General features: G+C 69.0%; 17 protein-coding genes and 3 pseudogenes. 12 read left to right on the top strand and 8 right to left on the bottom strand.

The annotated features are described in order from the left end of the window. The first annotated feature begins 17 nt into the window (after window positions 1-17). On the top strand, window positions 18-761 hold the full coding sequence (locus ACSYGN_RS35630; protein ID WP_460403084.1) for a helix-turn-helix domain-containing protein: 744 nt from the start codon (window positions 18-20) through the stop codon (window positions 759-761). 33 nt (window positions 762-794) lie between these two features. Here ACSYGN_RS35630 and ACSYGN_RS35625 read toward each other — a convergent pair whose 3' ends face one another. Together ACSYGN_RS35625 and ACSYGN_RS35620 are read right to left on the bottom strand one after the other, a co-directional pair. Then, on the bottom strand, window positions 795-1,049 hold the full coding sequence (locus ACSYGN_RS35625; protein WP_460403943.1) for a group II intron maturase-specific domain-containing protein: 255 nt from the start codon (window positions 1,047-1,049) through the stop codon (window positions 795-797). Window positions 1,050-1,165: 116 nt separating this feature from the next. After that, a pseudogene (locus ACSYGN_RS35620) lies at window positions 1,166-1,905 on the bottom strand (ISAzo13 family transposase); the annotation flags it as partial. A 256-nt stretch (window positions 1,906-2,161) separates the two neighbouring features. Between ACSYGN_RS35620 and ACSYGN_RS35615 the strand changes: the two are divergent. After that, a complete protein-coding gene (locus ACSYGN_RS35615) occupies window positions 2,162-2,584 on the top strand; it encodes a hypothetical protein (protein WP_460403082.1) in 423 nt (140 codons plus the stop codon). Window positions 2,585-2,712: 128 nt separating this feature from the next. Here ACSYGN_RS35615 and ACSYGN_RS35610 read toward each other — a convergent pair whose 3' ends face one another. Together ACSYGN_RS35610 and ACSYGN_RS35605 are read right to left on the bottom strand one after the other, a co-directional pair. Then, complete coding sequence (locus ACSYGN_RS35610; RefSeq protein ID WP_460403080.1) at window positions 2,713-3,618, bottom strand: diacylglycerol/lipid kinase family protein; 906 nt, start codon at window positions 3,616-3,618, stop codon at window positions 2,713-2,715. Between the two features lie 248 nt (window positions 3,619-3,866). After that, complete coding sequence (locus tag ACSYGN_RS35605; protein WP_460403078.1) at window positions 3,867-4,553, bottom strand: HdeD family acid-resistance protein; 687 nt, start codon at window positions 4,551-4,553, stop codon at window positions 3,867-3,869. A gap of 304 nt (window positions 4,554-4,857) precedes the next feature. On the opposite strand from ACSYGN_RS35605, the gene ACSYGN_RS35600 reads away from it, so the two are divergent. From ACSYGN_RS35600 to ACSYGN_RS35580, 5 genes and pseudogenes are all read left to right on the top strand, one after another. Continuing rightward, window positions 4,858-6,093, top strand: a complete 1,236-nt coding sequence (locus tag ACSYGN_RS35600) for a PP2C family protein-serine/threonine phosphatase (protein WP_460403076.1) — start codon at window positions 4,858-4,860, stop codon at window positions 6,091-6,093. A 345-nt stretch (window positions 6,094-6,438) separates the two neighbouring features. After that, window positions 6,439-6,546 (top strand): annotated as a pseudogene (locus tag ACSYGN_RS35595) (winged helix-turn-helix domain-containing protein); the annotation flags it as partial. Window positions 6,547-6,719: 173 nt separating this feature from the next. Continuing rightward, the gene (locus tag ACSYGN_RS35590) at window positions 6,720-6,818 is read left to right on the top strand and encodes a DUF6233 domain-containing protein (protein ID WP_460403941.1); all 99 of its coding nucleotides are present in this window, start codon (window positions 6,720-6,722) and stop codon (window positions 6,816-6,818) included. 294 nt (window positions 6,819-7,112) lie between these two features. Beyond that, window positions 7,113-7,550, top strand: a complete 438-nt coding sequence (locus ACSYGN_RS35585; RefSeq protein WP_460403074.1) for a DUF1003 domain-containing protein — start codon at window positions 7,113-7,115, stop codon at window positions 7,548-7,550. A 277-nt stretch (window positions 7,551-7,827) separates the two neighbouring features. Next, window positions 7,828-8,366 (top strand): annotated as a pseudogene (locus tag ACSYGN_RS35580) (integrase core domain-containing protein); the annotation flags it as partial. 49 nt (window positions 8,367-8,415) lie between these two features. Here ACSYGN_RS35580 and ACSYGN_RS35575 read toward each other — a convergent pair. Beyond that, window positions 8,416-9,114 (bottom strand): alpha/beta fold hydrolase, encoded by a 699-nt coding sequence (locus tag ACSYGN_RS35575; protein WP_460403072.1) that lies wholly within the window; start codon window positions 9,112-9,114, stop codon window positions 8,416-8,418. Between the two features lie 341 nt (window positions 9,115-9,455). On the opposite strand from ACSYGN_RS35575, the gene ACSYGN_RS35570 reads away from it, so the two are divergent. Further along, window positions 9,456-9,932 (top strand): CoA-binding protein, encoded by a 477-nt coding sequence (locus tag ACSYGN_RS35570; protein ID WP_460403070.1) that lies wholly within the window; start codon window positions 9,456-9,458, stop codon window positions 9,930-9,932. 259 nt (window positions 9,933-10,191) lie between these two features. On the opposite strand, the gene ACSYGN_RS35565 is transcribed toward ACSYGN_RS35570, so the two are convergent. The 3 genes from ACSYGN_RS35565 to ACSYGN_RS35555 form a co-directional block, all read right to left on the bottom strand. Then, on the bottom strand, window positions 10,192-10,419 hold the full coding sequence (locus ACSYGN_RS35565) for a three-helix bundle dimerization domain-containing protein (RefSeq protein WP_460403068.1): 228 nt from the start codon (window positions 10,417-10,419) through the stop codon (window positions 10,192-10,194). A gap of 27 nt (window positions 10,420-10,446) precedes the next feature. Beyond that, complete coding sequence (locus tag ACSYGN_RS35560; protein WP_460403066.1) at window positions 10,447-10,845, bottom strand: luciferase domain-containing protein; 399 nt, start codon at window positions 10,843-10,845, stop codon at window positions 10,447-10,449. Between the two features lie 211 nt (window positions 10,846-11,056). Then, on the bottom strand, window positions 11,057-11,350 hold the full coding sequence (locus ACSYGN_RS35555) for a hypothetical protein (protein WP_460403064.1): 294 nt from the start codon (window positions 11,348-11,350) through the stop codon (window positions 11,057-11,059). Between the two features lie 499 nt (window positions 11,351-11,849). Between ACSYGN_RS35555 and ACSYGN_RS35550 the strand changes: the two genes are divergently transcribed. The 4 genes from ACSYGN_RS35550 (at window position 11,850) to ACSYGN_RS35535 (ending at window position 15,546) form a co-directional block, all read left to right on the top strand. Continuing rightward, window positions 11,850-12,254, top strand: a complete 405-nt coding sequence (locus tag ACSYGN_RS35550; RefSeq protein WP_460403971.1) for a DUF3592 domain-containing protein — start codon at window positions 11,850-11,852, stop codon at window positions 12,252-12,254. Between the two features lie 815 nt (window positions 12,255-13,069). Next, window positions 13,070-13,735 (top strand): NAD(P)H-binding protein, encoded by a 666-nt coding sequence (locus ACSYGN_RS35545; RefSeq protein ID WP_460403062.1) that lies wholly within the window; start codon window positions 13,070-13,072, stop codon window positions 13,733-13,735. Between the two features lie 128 nt (window positions 13,736-13,863). After that, a complete protein-coding gene (locus tag ACSYGN_RS35540; protein WP_460403060.1) occupies window positions 13,864-14,331 on the top strand; it encodes a nuclear transport factor 2 family protein in 468 nt (155 codons plus the stop codon). An 18-nt stretch (window positions 14,332-14,349) separates the two neighbouring features. After that, a complete protein-coding gene (locus ACSYGN_RS35535; RefSeq protein WP_460403058.1) occupies window positions 14,350-15,546 on the top strand; it encodes a low temperature requirement protein A in 1,197 nt (398 codons plus the stop codon). Window positions 15,547-15,564 lie beyond the last annotated feature (18 nt).

Below are 15,564 nucleotides of genomic sequence, written 5' to 3'. Positions count from 1 at the left end.
CGTGGCGCATCGCAGCCGTGATCAACGATCACGGCTGGCGTGGTGGGGACCAATGCGCCTGCAGCGATCATTCGAAGCCGGCGGATCACAGGGCTGGCGCCCGAGGTGATCTCTCAACTCGTTGCGGACTGGTCTTCGTCGATCGGCTGTTGTCAGCCCTCGTGCATCTGCGGCACGGTGCCACAAACGACGTACTCGCCTGCTGGTTCGGTGTCGACCGCTCCCCTATCATCCGTGCAATCGACGATGTGCGGCCTCCGCTCGCCGAGTGCGGCTGCACCATCGCGCCGGGCCTGCGGCTGTGCACGCTGGCAGAGGTCGTCGACCGCCTCGGTGCGACTGGGCAGACCGGGATCATGACGGCAATGAGGTCCGCGTGCGCTGGCCGGCGGCCGAGGACGCAAGGGCCGGGAGAGGTTCGTCTCTGGGAAGAACAAGCAAAAGGCCGTGAAGCCATGGTCGTCACGGACACCGACGGACGCCTGCTGTTCTGCAGCCCGGCCGAGCCGGCCAGCGTCGCGGACATCACCCACGCCCGCCAACCGGGTTTGGTCAAGCTGCTGGTCGACGGGCCTGCGGTGGAGATCCTCGCTCACGCCGGATACCAGGGCATGGGCGCGCAGACCGGCGGACGCGTGGTACGCCGCTGCACCGCAAGTTCAAGAAGAGACCGCCTGAGTGGTACGAGGACATGCACGAACGATGATGGTCGGGTCGCCCGGGGGAATCGCACCCCCGGGCTCCCACAGAACCGTGCATAACAGTCTCCCGTTACACGGCTCTTGTCCTCCTGATCACCGAAACGTCGGCGTCCATGCCCACTGGGCGAAGAGCCTCGGGTACTGGCGCGTGACGCGGTTCCAGCACGCGTGGGCCTTCTTGAACGACCGCAGCCGTCGATACTTCTTGCGGACCCACCGCATCAGGTAGGTGTTGATGCGGTGGAGGAGGGGATGCAGCTCGGAGCGGTAGAACGCCCCGTAGTACTGCATCCAGCCCCGCACGATCGGGTTGATGCGTCGTGCGAGGTCAAAGAAGGTGAGGTGGATCTGCCGGTGGAGCCGCCAGGAGCGGATCTCCGTGCTGATCTTCTTCTGGGCCTCCTTGCTGATCGCGGGCAGGAAGCCGGTGAAGCTCGTACCATTCCTGTTCCGCGCCCCGCGGGCTCGACAGCGAACGCGGCGGTGTCGTGGTCGGTGCCGACGCTGACCCAGCCGGTGTTCGCGGCCAGGTCATAGACGCCGTACGGGATCGCCTTGCCCAGCTCCGCGTCGGGGAAGTCGTGGGTCGAGACCGGCACCGGCTGCCCCACCCGTAGCCACTGCTGTCCGGCGTTCTTGTAGGCGCCGACCAGCTCCTTCTTCTTGGTGTCCACGCTGACCACCGGCTCTCCGGCATCGATGTGGGCCCTGGCCTGCTCGTTGATGTAGCGGAACTGCCCGTCCCGGTCCGGGTGTCGGCTACCCTCGATGGTCTTGGCGTTGCCCTGCAGACTGAAGCCCTCCGCGCGCAGTAGGTCCCCGACCGTGTCGGCCGAGATCCGATGGCCCTGCCGGGTCAGCTCGCCGCCAGGCTCCGCGTCGACTTCGTCGTCCAGCGCAGCGGCGACATCGGGTCCCCACGCACGTCCGGCTCCACCAGCGCCAGGAGCGCATCACGCAGACCGGGATCCAGATCCACGACCCGTTTGCGGCCGCCGCCCGGCCGCCGGATGCGTCCCAGCGGCGGCTCACCGGACTCCAGCTCGCGCACCCCCAGCGAGACGGTCGCCTCCCGCACACCGGCGGCCTGCGCGACCAGCCGGATCCCGCCGTGTCCGATCGATCGCGCCTCCGCTCCGAGCAGCAGACGACGCTGACGTTCATCGAGATGCGGCAGGACCGTCCCGAACTTCGCTGCCAGCACGTCTCGTTGCTCCGACCCAATGCCCGTAGCACATCAGAGAGCCACTGAGCAGGAAGCTACGGGTTAATGATCTGCAAGCCCTAACGCAACGGCGTTGGCACGGAGTGCACCGGATCCTTTGCGGTCCCGCTGCAATGTGATCACTCCCTGCCTCGCTCCTCAGGATTGAATGCGCGGCTCTGAACCGAAGTTGCCGGTCGGACACGCGCGCGGGATCGTTTCCAGTGGAGGGTTTGCCCAAGGAAGGAGACAGCCAATGGCCCTGTCTGACACCCTCACCACGCTGGCTGAGCGGGCCAAGTCCGCCGAAGATCACGTCTCCCAGGCCGCAGCCCAGAGCCGCGAGCAGTTGCAGGCCGAGGTTGAAAGGGCGCGCGAAGACGCCCAAGCCCAAGCCGCCAAACTCCAGGAGTCGGCACGCGGCGCCGAAGCGAAGATTTCGCAGTGGTGGGCCGAGATGCAGCAGAACTGGCGCGACCACACGGCCAAGGTGAGCAGAGACATCGAGACCCGCAAGCAGGAGCACGACGCGGCTCGTGCGGCGCGCGAGGCGGACCGGGCGGAGGCGGATGCTGTCGCCGCGGTCGAATTCGCGTTGGCCGCCATCGAAGAGGCCGAGTACACGGTCCTCGATGCCCGGCTGGCCCGCATGGAGGCTGAAGAGAAGGCAACCGGATAGCGCCCCGACGGCATCGCCAAGTGGGCCGGGCCGCTCCCGATGATCACCGGAAGCGGCCCGCTTCGTATGAGGGGGACGGGACGGGGACCGGAGCAGGCCATCCGGTTGTGTTGCGCGGCACGGGGCCCTCAGTGGCGCACTGGGTGCTCCGGCGGGAGCCCTGGCCGGTCCTTCGGCAGCAGCACGCGCAGGGCGCCCGGCCGGATTCCGCACCGGACGGGGAGAGGAAGCCGCACCGCTTCGCCGTCGATGCCCGCGTCCAGGTGCCGCACGTCGCCGTGCAGCGTGATGGCGGGAGCCGACCAGACGACAGCTCCTTCGCCCGGCGGGCCGGCACCGCGCTTGTGCTGTCGCAGTTCGCCGCGCAGGTGCCGCAGAAGGTCCGGGGGCGCCTGTGCCGGGTGCTTGAGGACGATGGCGCCCAGCTCTCCCGTGGTGAGTGAGAAGCGACGTCCCAGCCAACGCGGTGTGGCCAGGTGGTAGGGGTTGTTGGAGATCAGTACGACCTGCGGGTACTCGACGGTCCCCAAGGGGGTGTCCATGCGGGCCTCGACCCACTGCTTGCCCTTGAGATAGTCGGGGGCCACCGTGGCGAACGCGCGCGGCTTGTCCTCCCGGTATCCGGGCTCCAGCAGAGCGTCCGCGTACATGCCGAAAGAGACGTTGTTGACGAAGACCCGTGAGCCGAGCACCCCCAGGTCCACCTGTGTGGGCTCACCGTCGGCCAGGGCGTCCAGCGCCAGCCCCGGATCGCGGAGGTCGAGGCCGAGGTCCCGGGCGAAGTGGTTCCGGGTGCCCGCCGGGATGACGACCAGCGGGAGGCCCTCGTCGGCGGCCACCGCGGCGACGGCCGATACGGTGCCGTCACCGCCCGCCACCCCCAACACCTGCGCCCCCTCCTCGACGGCGTTCCGGGCGAGCGACGCCGCGTCCCGTTCCGCGCTGGTCATCCGGACCTGGGCTCCCATGTCCTCGGCCCGCTGCACCAGGCTGTAACGAGCAGTCTTGCCGCCGCCCGAGCGTGGGTTCGTCACGATCACCACCCGGGCACGCGTCCGAGCGTCGGTCATCACCGCACCCACTCTCGCCCTTCAGGCCGGCCTGCGGCGGCCGACCGGTTGACGTAGGACATCGCTGCCTCCTGACGGCGTGGCGGCGGTACTGAGCAGCGCCGGTTAGCGGCGCGTCCGTGCGCTGCGGGCAGCTGAGCAGCTGCTGTCTGCCGCAGACGCCCGGTACGGCGGACGCTGCAGCAGCGGGGCGGCCGGAGTCTGTGCCGCGCTCAGTGCTGAGGGTGCGGCTGGGAGCGGAACGCAGGCCGCCGCTTGGCGGTGGTCCCGGGAGCGAGACGGCCGACTTCGATGCGCATCCTGATGGCGTGGAACACCTCGATCACGCCGAGGACGATGGCCATGATGCCCGCCGCCAAGGTGAGCGCGCCGATTGAGGTGAAGGGCGAGACGATCAGCACGATGCCCGCCAGCATGCCGATGATCCCGGTGAAGAGCATCCAGCCGCGTGCCGGCGTGTCCGGGGCGGAGGCGGCCGTGGCCGTGACCATGGTCCCGCGCAGCAGCCAGCTGAAGCCGATCCACAGGGCGAGCAGCAGGATCGACTGCAGGGTGCTGCGGAAGCAGATCAGCCCGAGCAGGACGGATAGCGCGCCCGTGAGGAAATGCAGCGCCCGAAGATGCCCGGGAATATGCGTGCCGAAGGCGGCGGCCAGCTGGAAGACACCGATGACCAGCAGATAGATGCCGAAGAGCACGCCGACGACACGCAGTGTCTCCTCCGGCCAGGCAAGGACCACGACGCCGAGGGCGATGGCAGCCAGGCCCGTGGTGAGAAGGATCTGCCAGCCCATGTTCGCCAAGGCCGCCAGGCTTCCGCCGAGGAAGGCGTCTGGTGGCTCGGTGCCGTGCTGGGGTGCAGCGCCGGTGCCCGATGGGGAATCGGAGGGAGGTGTCATACCCGCTCACCCTTCCGAGGGGACGGATCGGTTCCCCTCCATCGTCACCCCGCCCGGCCTCCTATCGCCTGGCGAGGACGGAGATGGCCGAGTGAGATCCGGTGTGCGGGTGCCGTCGCCCGGGATGCCGCATCGCGCGATCACCGTACGTTGCTCGCAGTGCGCTCGCACAGCTTCGGCAGCGTCTTCGTGACTCGGTCAGGTGCACGGTGCCGGCGAATGGAAGCGGGCGAGCACGGACACTGGATCGCTCGTAGATTGACAGGGCAGGCGGTCGCGCTCGCAAGCCAAGGGGGAGCGCGTGATGACAGCGGATATCGATTTCACGGCGTTCTTCGACGCGACACCAAGCCCGTACCTGGTGCTGGACGCGGACCTGGTGATCCGCTACGTCAACCCTGCATGTCTGAGGACCGCCGGCCGGACCAAGGACGAGTTGATCGGGAAGTACTTCTTCGACGTCCTGCCGGAAAATCCCGGCATCCGCCTCGACGCAGTACGGAACCTGAGAGCGTCCCTGCACCGGCTTCTGGACACCGGGAAGCCGGAAACCGTGGTGCTGCAGCGGTACGACCTTCCCCGCCCCGACCAGCCGGGCGGGTTCGAGGAGCGATGGTGGTCCGTGATCCACACCCCGCTCTCCGGACCGGACGGCAAAGTGAAGTGGATCATCCAGCAGGTAGAGGACGTCACGGCCTTCGTCCGCTCACCCCAGGAACGTCAGCTCAGCGAGGAGTTGACCGACCGGTCGAAGGACATGGCAGCCGAGCTGTACGCGCGGGCCAGCGAGCTGGACCGGCTGAACCTGGAATTGCGTCAGGCCCATGCCCGCGAACGGCAGGTCGCCGTCACCCTGCAGGAAGCCATGCTCTCCGTCCCTGACCTGGACCGGCACGACAACATCACCGTGCGCTACCGGCCGGCGACCGCGTCACTGAACGTGTGCGGCGACTGGTACGACGTCGTCGACCTGCCACCCGACCGCTACGCCGTGGCGGTCGGAGACGTCGTCGGCCACGGTCTGCCCGCCGCGGCCGTCATGGGCATGCTCCGCAGCGCCCTGAGCGCCGTCATCCGCGCCATCCCCAGCCCCGCCCAGGCCCTGGAGATCGTCAGCCTGTATGCCCGCTCCGTCGACGGCGCGATGGCCGCAACCGCGGTCAAAGTCCTCATCGACACACGCAGCAAGCTGATCATCTACAGCGACGCCGGGCATCCCCCGCCGATCCTGCTCCACACCGACGGGACGTGCGAACTGCTCGACAAGGCCACGGATCCGCCACTGGGCGCACGCGAGCACCACGTTCCCCGCCCCCAGGCCGGCCTCGCCTACACCCCGGGAGACACCCTCGTGATGTACACCGACGGCCTCATCGAACGCCGCGACGAGGACATCGACACCGGCCTGCAACGCCTGAGCACAGCCCTGGCCCAAGACCCGACCCTCTCCCCCGACCTCCTGGCCGACGCACTCTTGGACCGCCTCGACGTCGCTGGTGGCGCACCCGACGACATCGCCTTTGTCATCATTCGCCTTTGACCAGTGGCACGACGGAGTGCAGGTCGCTGAAGTGAATGCGTCCTCGTCGACGGCCACGGTGCACGAGGGGTAGGGGTCCTCGGTGAGGACTGTCCCCTTGGCTTCTTTCCGGAACAGCGTGCAGATCTGGCCGCTGGGCACAGAGCAGGAGAAGAACAGGTGCGGTCAGGTACCACGGAGGGAGGTCCAACGCGGCAAGGCGTTCGAGAACGGCTCGCACCTTCGCGTTACGGAGCACGGTCACGGCGAACGCCTGCTCCTGCTCGGCACGGGGTGCAGTGCTCAGCACGGGAAGGTCGGCAGCGGTGAGAGCGGCGTACGGGGAATCCGACGTGCGCGCGGTCACGGCACCAGGGCCTCCTGCACCAGGCCCCGGCCCGCCGAGCGGTCGAGCGTGACGAGGAGGCCGTGGCGGGCTGGGTGAAGGAGACCTGGCCGCAGGTGGAATGTCCATGGGGTCTTCGGTCGTGTAGGTGAGGGTGTTGGGCACCTCGATGCCCTCGCAGGCGGCGGGCACGAGGAACGTCGCCCGCCCCCTGCGGAGTGGCTGATCGAGCACGGTTTTGAACCCCGCCAACGTCGTCGCCGTGCACAGAGGCGACTGCTGGGACCCCGGCAAGCGGCACATGGGGGCGACCCGGGCCCAGGCCCTCGATGCGCTGCGTCAGCAGGTGCCAGCGTGCTCGAAATGCAGACCGGACACGTCTCTCGGCTTCCTGGAATAGGTCGCTGGGCGCGGGCCGTGGCCTGGGCCCACACTGCGCCGTGGCGTTCCCGAACCGACACCACTACGAGGAGGTTGCGGCCGACGAGGTCGCGGAACACTGACGGGACCTGGCCCCGGCGCAGTTCCACTGCGCGAAGTATTCGGGTGTGTCCACCGTCGGTCGTCGCGGGCGTGGAACCTGCCCGCCCGTACGCTGTCAACCGGTGCACGTGGGCGGCGGTCGGGAGTGGGCATGGGCGGTGTGGCGAGAGGGCCCGGTGGTCCGGGGAACACGGGGGGCCCGGCTCTGCGGATGCGGCACGAGCAGGATGTGCTCGCGCGGATACGCGGGACCGAGGACCGGATCGCGGACGCGATCACCGCCTTCGCCGGCACCATGCTGTTCGTCTACATCCACGCGGCGTGGTTCACGGTCTGGATCGTCTGCAACGAAGGCGCGTTCGGCCAGGGGGCCATCTGGGATCCCTTCCCCTTCGGGCTGCTCACGATGATCGTCAGCCTGGAGGCGATCTTCCTGTCCACCTTCGTGATGGTGAGCCAGAACCGCCAGGCCGCTCGCGAGAACGTCCGCGCCGACCTCGACTTCGAGACCAACGTGCGCTCGGAGGTGTGGTCGATCCACATGGGCCGCGCCCTGGGCGTCGACCCGGCGGAGGTCGAGCACAAGGTGCAGGAAGTCCTCGCGGAGAACCGCGCCCGGATGACCGGCTCCGGCCAGGCCACCCAGTAGCCGGTCGACCCGGGTGCGGCCGGTACGTAGGCCCGGCGCGGCAGACACGGACGGAGTACACGCTCCCGCACCGGCGGCCGGAGTCTTCCCGCACAGGGTCTGGCGCGGGCCGGGGCCAGGAATCGCTGGGGTGTACCGGCAGCCGGCGCCGCCGAGGCATCTGGCCGCTGTGACGCTCCTGCCGGATGACCCAACACCACGCCCTCGGGCTGATCTTCGGAGAATGGCTGTGGTCGATCTCGGCTTCACGGGTCCCAGCAGGCCCGCCAAGGACTACCGGTTGCTGAGTGTCACCGACGGCGACACCCCCGACATCGCCATGCCGGTGCGCATGGTCGCCTGCCCCGACCGCCGCCGCACCACCGGCTTCGACTACGTCCACTCCGCAGTCGACGACCACAGCCGCCTGGCCTACAGCGAGGTCCACGCCGACGAGAAGGCCGCCACCTGCGCGGCCTTCCTGCGGCGGGCGGCAGCCTTCTTCGCCGCCTTCGGCATCAGCCGCATCGAACGCGTCCTGACCGACAACGCCTGGGCCTACCGCAAGAGCTCCGCCTGGCGCGAGGCGCTTGCCGACCTGGGCGCGGTCGGCAAGCTCACCCGCATCTACCGGCCACAACCAACGGCAAGGTCGAACGCTTCAACCGAACCCTGCTCGAGGAGTGGGCCTACCTGCGGCCCTACACCAGCAACGACGAATGCACCGCCGCCCTGACAGACTTCTTGCACACCTACAACCACCACCGCTGCCACACCGCACTCGAAGGCCAGCCACCGATCAGCCGTGTGAACAACCCTGCGGGTCAATACACCTAGCCCCGGACAACCCAGCCCGCCTGTGGGCCGTGTCCGAGGCCCTCGTCCGCTAGGGCTGGCCGCCGACGGCTTGCGCGGCCTTGGTGATGAGGGCGGCCACGACGGCCGGGTGGGAGACGTAGACGGCGTGGCTGCCGGGGGTCTCGCTGGCGGTGGCCCCGGCCCGTTCGGACATGACGCGCTGGGCGGGCGGCGGGATCATGCGGTCGTCGGTGGCGACCAGGTACCAGGACGGCTTGATCCGCCAGGCCGGTTTGGAGACGGCCCCTTCGAGGGCTTCAACGCCCCAGGGGACCTGCGAGTCGGCCATGAACTCCGCCAGTTTCTCGGGCACGTCGGCGGCGAAGGATGCCGCGAACTGGTCCCGGTCCAGGAACAGGAACCCGTTCTGGGGTGGCAGGATGGGCGGGACCGGTGCCCCGGGCGGCGGGTCGGCGATCAGGGAGCTGACCGATTCGCCCTTGTCCGGCGCGAAGGCGGCGATGTAGGCGAGCGCCGCGACGCGGGGGTGGTGGCCGGCCTCGGTGATGACGACACCGCCGTAGGAGTGGCCGACCAGCACGGCCGGGCCGTCCAGGCCGTCGAGAACCTGGTGAGTGGCGGTGACGTCGCCGGCCAGCGACAGGGTCGGGTTCTGCACGACGGCCACCTTGTACCCGTCGGCACTCAGGTGGTCGTAGACCCCCTGCCAGCCCGATCCGTCCACGAAGCCACCGTGCACGAGGACGATGTTCCTGATGGTTGCCATGGTCACTCCTGACATAGGGGGCAGGGCACGGACGTCTGTCCCGGCGCACGCCAGTCAAACCGTGCAGACGCGCCCGGACCACGCAGATGTACCCGATCCGCATACGGGTATGCGCGTACACAGCGGTGCCCTCGGCTCTTGACACGGCATGCGGCCTCCGCCACCGCCCGGCGAGCGCAGGAGGGCGCTGCTCGCCACGGCTGCGGGCCTGGGGCCCCATGCCGTCCAGGAGGGTGACGGCCGGCCCTGGACAGCGGCCGATCGCGGGCACAGGTTAAGGGGAGGAGAAGATCCGTCCAGTTGTGGAGCCGTAAGGCATCCCGGCACGTGGGGAGGCAGTCGTGGTCACGACCAAACAGGCCGCATCGGATTTCCTGGCCAACAAACGCATCGCGGTGACCGGCGTCTCCAGGAACCCGCAAGGACACGGCTCCAACGGCATGTACCAGCGTCTGCGGGAGCGCGGCTACGAGGTGTTCGCGATCAACCCCCATGCGGACCGGGTCGAAGGCGATCCGTGCTACCCGGACCTGGCGTCGGTCCCCGGCGGTGTCGAGGCGGTGCTGATCGGCACCAGACCGGAGACCGCGGAGCAGACCATGCGGGAGTGCGCCGAACTCGGCATCAAGCACGTGTGGATGCACCGCCTGTTCGGAACCGGCAGCGTCTCCGCCGCCGCCACCGAGTACGGCCGCAAGCACGGGATCACCGTGATCGACGGCGGCTGCCCGCTGATGTTCGACCCGACCGCCGACGGCATGCACAAGGCGCTGTGCCGGGTGGCCACCTGGACACGCAAGGTTCCCAGGAAGGTGTGAGAGGCGGCGGCCCCGCCGGGGATACACGCTCCGGGGAACAGCGCCGAATCCGCAGTCCGTAAGCCGCCCTCCCCGCGGCCGACAGTGCTGCTCCTGCGGGCGAGACCCCGGCCTCGATCAGGTCGCTCTCCTGTGGGGACGTTCTCGCCCGGTCAGGCCCAGCTGGGTCGCCGCGGCCGACGCCGCGCCGTTCCCGGGTGCCGACTGGCCGAAGCAGGTGCGGCGTCGGCCTGGCCGCTGTCCGGGCGGGCGGCACTAACTACGGAGCGTAGTGTTCCTTCTCTGAGGAAGCCTCGTTGAGGAGGGCCCGGGCCTTGCGTTCGACCAGCACGGGAACGAACTCTCGTACCGGCCGGCCGTCGAAGGAGGCGTGTGCCCTGGTCACGGCTTCCTCGACCTGGGCCGCGCTGCGCGTGGTGTGGAAAGTGTCCCTCAGACGGTCCGCGACCGCGCGGACGGCTTCTTCTTCGCGTTTCTGGTCGGCCACAGTGCCACCTGCCCGGAAGAGTGCTTCTCAGTCTGTGCCGAGATGCCCATGCGGGAGTACCCCGTTGCGGCGGTCATTGCACATGGTCGGCGGGTCCTGAGCGGGAACCGGCCACGCCTGATGAGCCTGCAGAGCAAGACTGACCAGAGTCATCAGCAGATCGACGTCCGTCGCGACCTCCAGGCGCACCGTCACCCACGGCGAGCCGGAAACCGTCCGGACGGCGGTGGTCGCCTCCAGATCCTCGCGGAACCGCCTCACGCCCCGCGCCGTGAGGTGCAGGTCGAAGTGCCGGCCGGAATGGAAGTGGGCGATCTCGCCCTGGGCGCAGCCGAGCGCCCGGCCCGTGCCGCAGCTCGGCTCGACTTCGGCGAGGTCGGGCCACGTCACCAGGAGCGCGAAGGCACGCGCGGCCAACGTCAACATATGCGGTGCCGAGCAGGCCAATCGCAAGAGTGTACGAAGATGACCTGCGGTGCCCGGCCCAGTCCTCTCAGGGATCACGGTGTCTGCGGTCCCGCTGCAGCGGCACGGTCCGGCAGCGGTCCATGCTGCGGTCCGGGCTGCAGGGGGCAGGCTCCATGACAGCCGGGTCCGTGAATTTCGTGCCGGTACTCGTCGGACGGTACGCACACGCTTACGAGAGAACGTTCAGCTGCTGCGGCCCGCATGGCCGGACGGCGGGGTCCGGGCCGTGGACGGTGATCAGGAGGGACGCCTGCGCGCCGGGCGCGAGATGCCATGTGGCCGCGCACGTGTAGACGTCACCGAGGCAATCCACCTCGAACAGCGCCGGGAGTTCGCCCGCCGCTCGGGGCTCCGGGGTGATGTCGAACCCGGTCCCCTGTCCGTACGCGTGGCAGCCGGCGGGCAGCGCGAACGACACCGCCCAGCGCCGCACCGGGGCGTTCGAGGTGTTCGTGACCGTCACACGGAACTCGTCCTGATGACGGGCCGGTTCTCCCGTGTGTACGCAGTCGACCCGGCATCGCTGCCGGGCCTGTGGTCGCAGCACCTCGACAGGATTGCTCACACCAGGCAGTCCCTCGGGGCTCATGCGTTTCAGGCTGCCACACCGGTCCGGCCCCGGCCAGGCGGCTTCCGGCCGGTACCAGGGAAGCAGTCGTCCATGACGCGGACAGGGGAGCCGCAACTCGCTGCGGATCTCCGAGCTGAACTCCTCAAGGGCCGCCAGGATGCGTGGTGTCCGCTGTCATCCAATCGAGGCGTTTGACAACGAACCCAGTCGTTCCGGCTTCCCGGCCGACGAACCTAGGGCGTATCTGACGGATCGTGGGCCTGGTGTGGACTGCGAGATGATCCGGCGCTCCGGGAGTCAGGCGTCCGGGTCCGTAACCGGTCTCTGGGGTGCTGCACCCCCCGTGTGCGAGGACTCGGAATGCCGGACGAAGCGGAAAGGGCAGTCGACGGTGAGCAATTCGTTGGGTGTGGCGATGTGCGGTGCGGTTGCCCTGCTGCTGCTCGGCTTAGCGGTACGGGAGGCGGTCGTGGTGCGGCGGCTGCAGAGGGCCGGTCTTCGCACCCAGGGCGTCGTGGTCGACAACACGCGGGACGACTATTCCGACGGCCACAACTGGGTACCGGTCATCGCCTTTGTCGACCAGCAGGGACACCGCGTGGAGTTCTCGCCCGCGATGCGCGGGACCGGGATGAACCTGGAGATGGGGCTTGAGGTTCAAGTGGTGTACGAGGACGGAAACCCCCAGACGGCACGGGTGCTCATGCGGAAGCACATGATGGGGCCAGCGATGTACCTGCTGCTGAACGCAGTGGCCTTCACCGGCGCTGGCGAACTGATCGCCCTGAAGAACTGACCGCGGCCTCGGAAGGTGTCGTTCCCATCCCATCCGGGACCGGATCGTCGCCTTCTCCTTCCGGAGTCTGCCGACCCGGCGGTCCTCGACGGAGGTGAACGCCTGCTCGGCGCCGGTACAGGTGAGCACATTCAGCAGTCCCACCGGCAGGTCGACTCTGGGCAGCAGCATCGCGTTGACCGCCGCCCGACGCCGAGGCAGCGAAGGGGGGCTCGGCCTCAGGCCCCCGCGCCGCAAGGTGCAGCCGGCCTCGTCCTCGACGGTGATCGACCTCGCCGACGGTCCTCGTCAGGACGGAGCGGAGCCTGCGCATCATGACCCATCCGCCCCCGCCCCCGCCCGGCGGTCCCCGTCGCGGCGTGTGCCTGGGCTGCCGCGCCGCCATCGCCCGGAGGTGAACCGGCCGGCACCGCCGGGCGGTTCGGACCCACCCACGCGCGGTTGCTCCTGCCGCATGAGGTCGAGCGGCTGATGCGCGTGCATCGCATCACGGGTATCACCCGGCGGCGGCGCCTGGGGCCGACCCGGCAAGCGACGCGGGCGGTGTTCGCGGCCGCCCGGCCCGACGTCTACCACTCGTACGTAACCGTGATAGCCGGGCACGTGGCCCTCTGGAAAGATCACCGGACTCCGGTGACGACCTTTCACCTGTCCGGCGGCGACTCTGGACACGGTCGCGGCAGTACCTCATTTCGGTCGGGCCGTACAAGCCCGAGGGAAGTGGTCCTGTTCTCGCCTGCGGAAGTCCGAGTGACGTCCGAGGTCATCCTGCGGCAGGTTCTCCCGCAGCTACGAAAACCCGGAACGGAGTCGACGTGAAGGTGGTTCTCTTCGGGGCATCAGGCATGGTCGGCCAAGGTGTCCTACGCGCGTGCCTGGAAGAACCGGAGGTGACCGAAGTCATCGCTGTCGTACGACGACCACTCGGCAAGAACGCGCCGAAGTTTCGCGAAGTACGGCACGCCGACCTCTCCGATCTCACCCCGGTCGCGGCGGAGCTGTCAGGGGCGGACGCGTGTTTCTACTGCCTCGGAGTGTCGTCGGCGGGGCACAGCCCCGAGGAGTACGAGAGGATCACGTACGACTACACCCTCGAGGCCGCGCGAGTAGTGGCCGCCGGCAATCCGCACGTGACATTCGTGTACGTGTCAGGGGAAGGCACCGACAGCACGGAGCGGGGGCGCGTCTTCTGGGCCCGGGTGAAGGGCCGGACGGAGAATGCGCTGATGGCCATGGACATGCGCGCCTACGCCTTCCGTCCCGGGTGGATCCAGCCCGTCCATGGGGAGACCTCCGGCACACGGTGGTACCGGCTGTTCTACCGGCTCACGTCCTGGCTCTATCCGCTCCTGCGCCGCGTGGCACCTCGCTATGTGACCAGCACCGAGCACCTGGGGCGGGCGATGATCGCTGTTGCCCGGCTCGATGGTTCCGGACCACGCATCCTGCGGACGGACCAGATCACCCGGCTCGGGGCGTAGTACGTACGGACAGCAAGGCCGGCCGACGGGAATCACCGGAATCCGGTGAGGACTTTTCACCTGCCCGGCGGCAACTATGAAGGGGGGCGCCCACTGTTGGCGCCAGAAGTTGCGAAGGAGATGTCGCCGTGAGTATCCACAGGTCAGTCACCGAGGCGGAGGCCGCCGACCGGCTCGCCCTGCGCGAACTGGTCGACGCCTACGCGCACTGCGCCGACCGACGGGATGCCAAGGGGCAGATGGCACTGTTCACCGAGGACACCCACTTTGTGGTGTACATGGACGCGAGGGACCCCGGTCCCACGCAGGAACTGCACGACCGCGAGTCGCTGGCGCCGGTCTTCGACGCGCTCAACGCCTACGCCGTCACCATGCACTTCAACGGCCAGAGCACGATCGATCTGGCAGGCGATCGTGCGACCGGGGAAACCTACTGCCTGGCCCACCATCTGACGGAAACCGACGACGGGTCGCGGACGATGCTGGTCGCCTCGATCCGCTACCTCGACACGATGGTCAAACGGAAGGGAGCATGGCTGTTCGCCGAGCGCCGCCTTCTGGTCAACTGGACCGATACACGGCCCCTTCAGATCTGATCCGTACCCACGCGCATCATGCCCGAGACACTCGAACGCTGGGCGCGGCTGCGCCGCCGGCTGTGGCAGCCGCCGCGCCCGCACGGCGAGCAGGCGCTCGAACGCGCCGTCAGCCCGCTGGAACTGTTCTACGACCTGGTCGTGGTCGTACTCGTCGGCCAGACCGCCCACCGCCTGTCGGGACGGCTGACCTGGCACGGGCTCACGGAGTTCGCAGGGGTGTTCACGCTGATCTGGATCGCCTGGCTCAACGGCAGCCTCTACCACGACCTGCACGGCCGCGAGGACGCCCGGAGCCGGACGGTGCTGCTCGTGCAGATTCTCGCCATGGTCCCGCTGGGCGCGTTCATCCCGAAGGCCGGCGGCTCGGGCGGCTTCGCCTTCTCGGTCAGCGCCGCGGTGCTGTTCGCGGTCCTCGCTCTGGTGTGGCGTCTCGCCGTGCGTGGCACGAGTGCGGAGTACCGCCGCTCCAGCCAGGCGTTCGTGGCCGGGACCGCCGCCTGTGCGGTCCTGCTGGCCTCGACAGCCCCGCTGCCGGCCGACGGCCGTCTCACCGTCTGGCTCCTGCTGGACCTCGTCTACCTCGCGGGCTTCAGCATCATGATCGGGACGGCGGCCCCCAGCCTCACCGTCACGCCCGCGCTCATCGAGCGGTTCGGCCTGTTCACCATCATCGTGCTCGGCGAGACGGTGGCCGGCGTGGTCGACGGGCTGGCCCACGAGCGCGCCGACGCCCTCGTGATCGCCGTCGGCCTCGTAGCCGTCGTGATCGGTTTCGGCGCGTGGTGGACATACTTCGACTTCGTCGGCCATCGCCCGCCGCGGCCGACCCGTGCGGCGACCGTCCACTGGGTCCTTGCCCACCTGCCGCTGACGGCCGCGATCGCCGCCATGGGCGCGAGCATGCCGGGCCTGGTCGAGCACGCCCACGACGGGCGCACCCCGGCCACCATCGCGTGGCCGCTGTGTGCCGCCACGGTCGTCGCACTCGGCGCGGCGATGGCCCTGGCGGCGAGCCTGCGGGCGTGGAGAGGCGACCGCGCATACTATCGCCCCGTTGCCCGCACCTGCGTCGCCGTGGGCGTCCTCTGCCTGGCGCTCGCCGTCGTACGCCCCGCTCCGCTGCCTCTCGGGCTGGCCCTCGTGGTCCTGCTCGGCATGCCCTGGGGCGTTGCCGTCGTCCGCCATACGGCGAGCGACGCGGTCAGGAAGTAGCAGCCGTCCCTGTCCGGG

The organism is Streptomyces sp. YIM S03343 (assembly GCF_054729195.1).
This window is presented reverse-complemented; position numbering and strand designations above follow the sequence as displayed.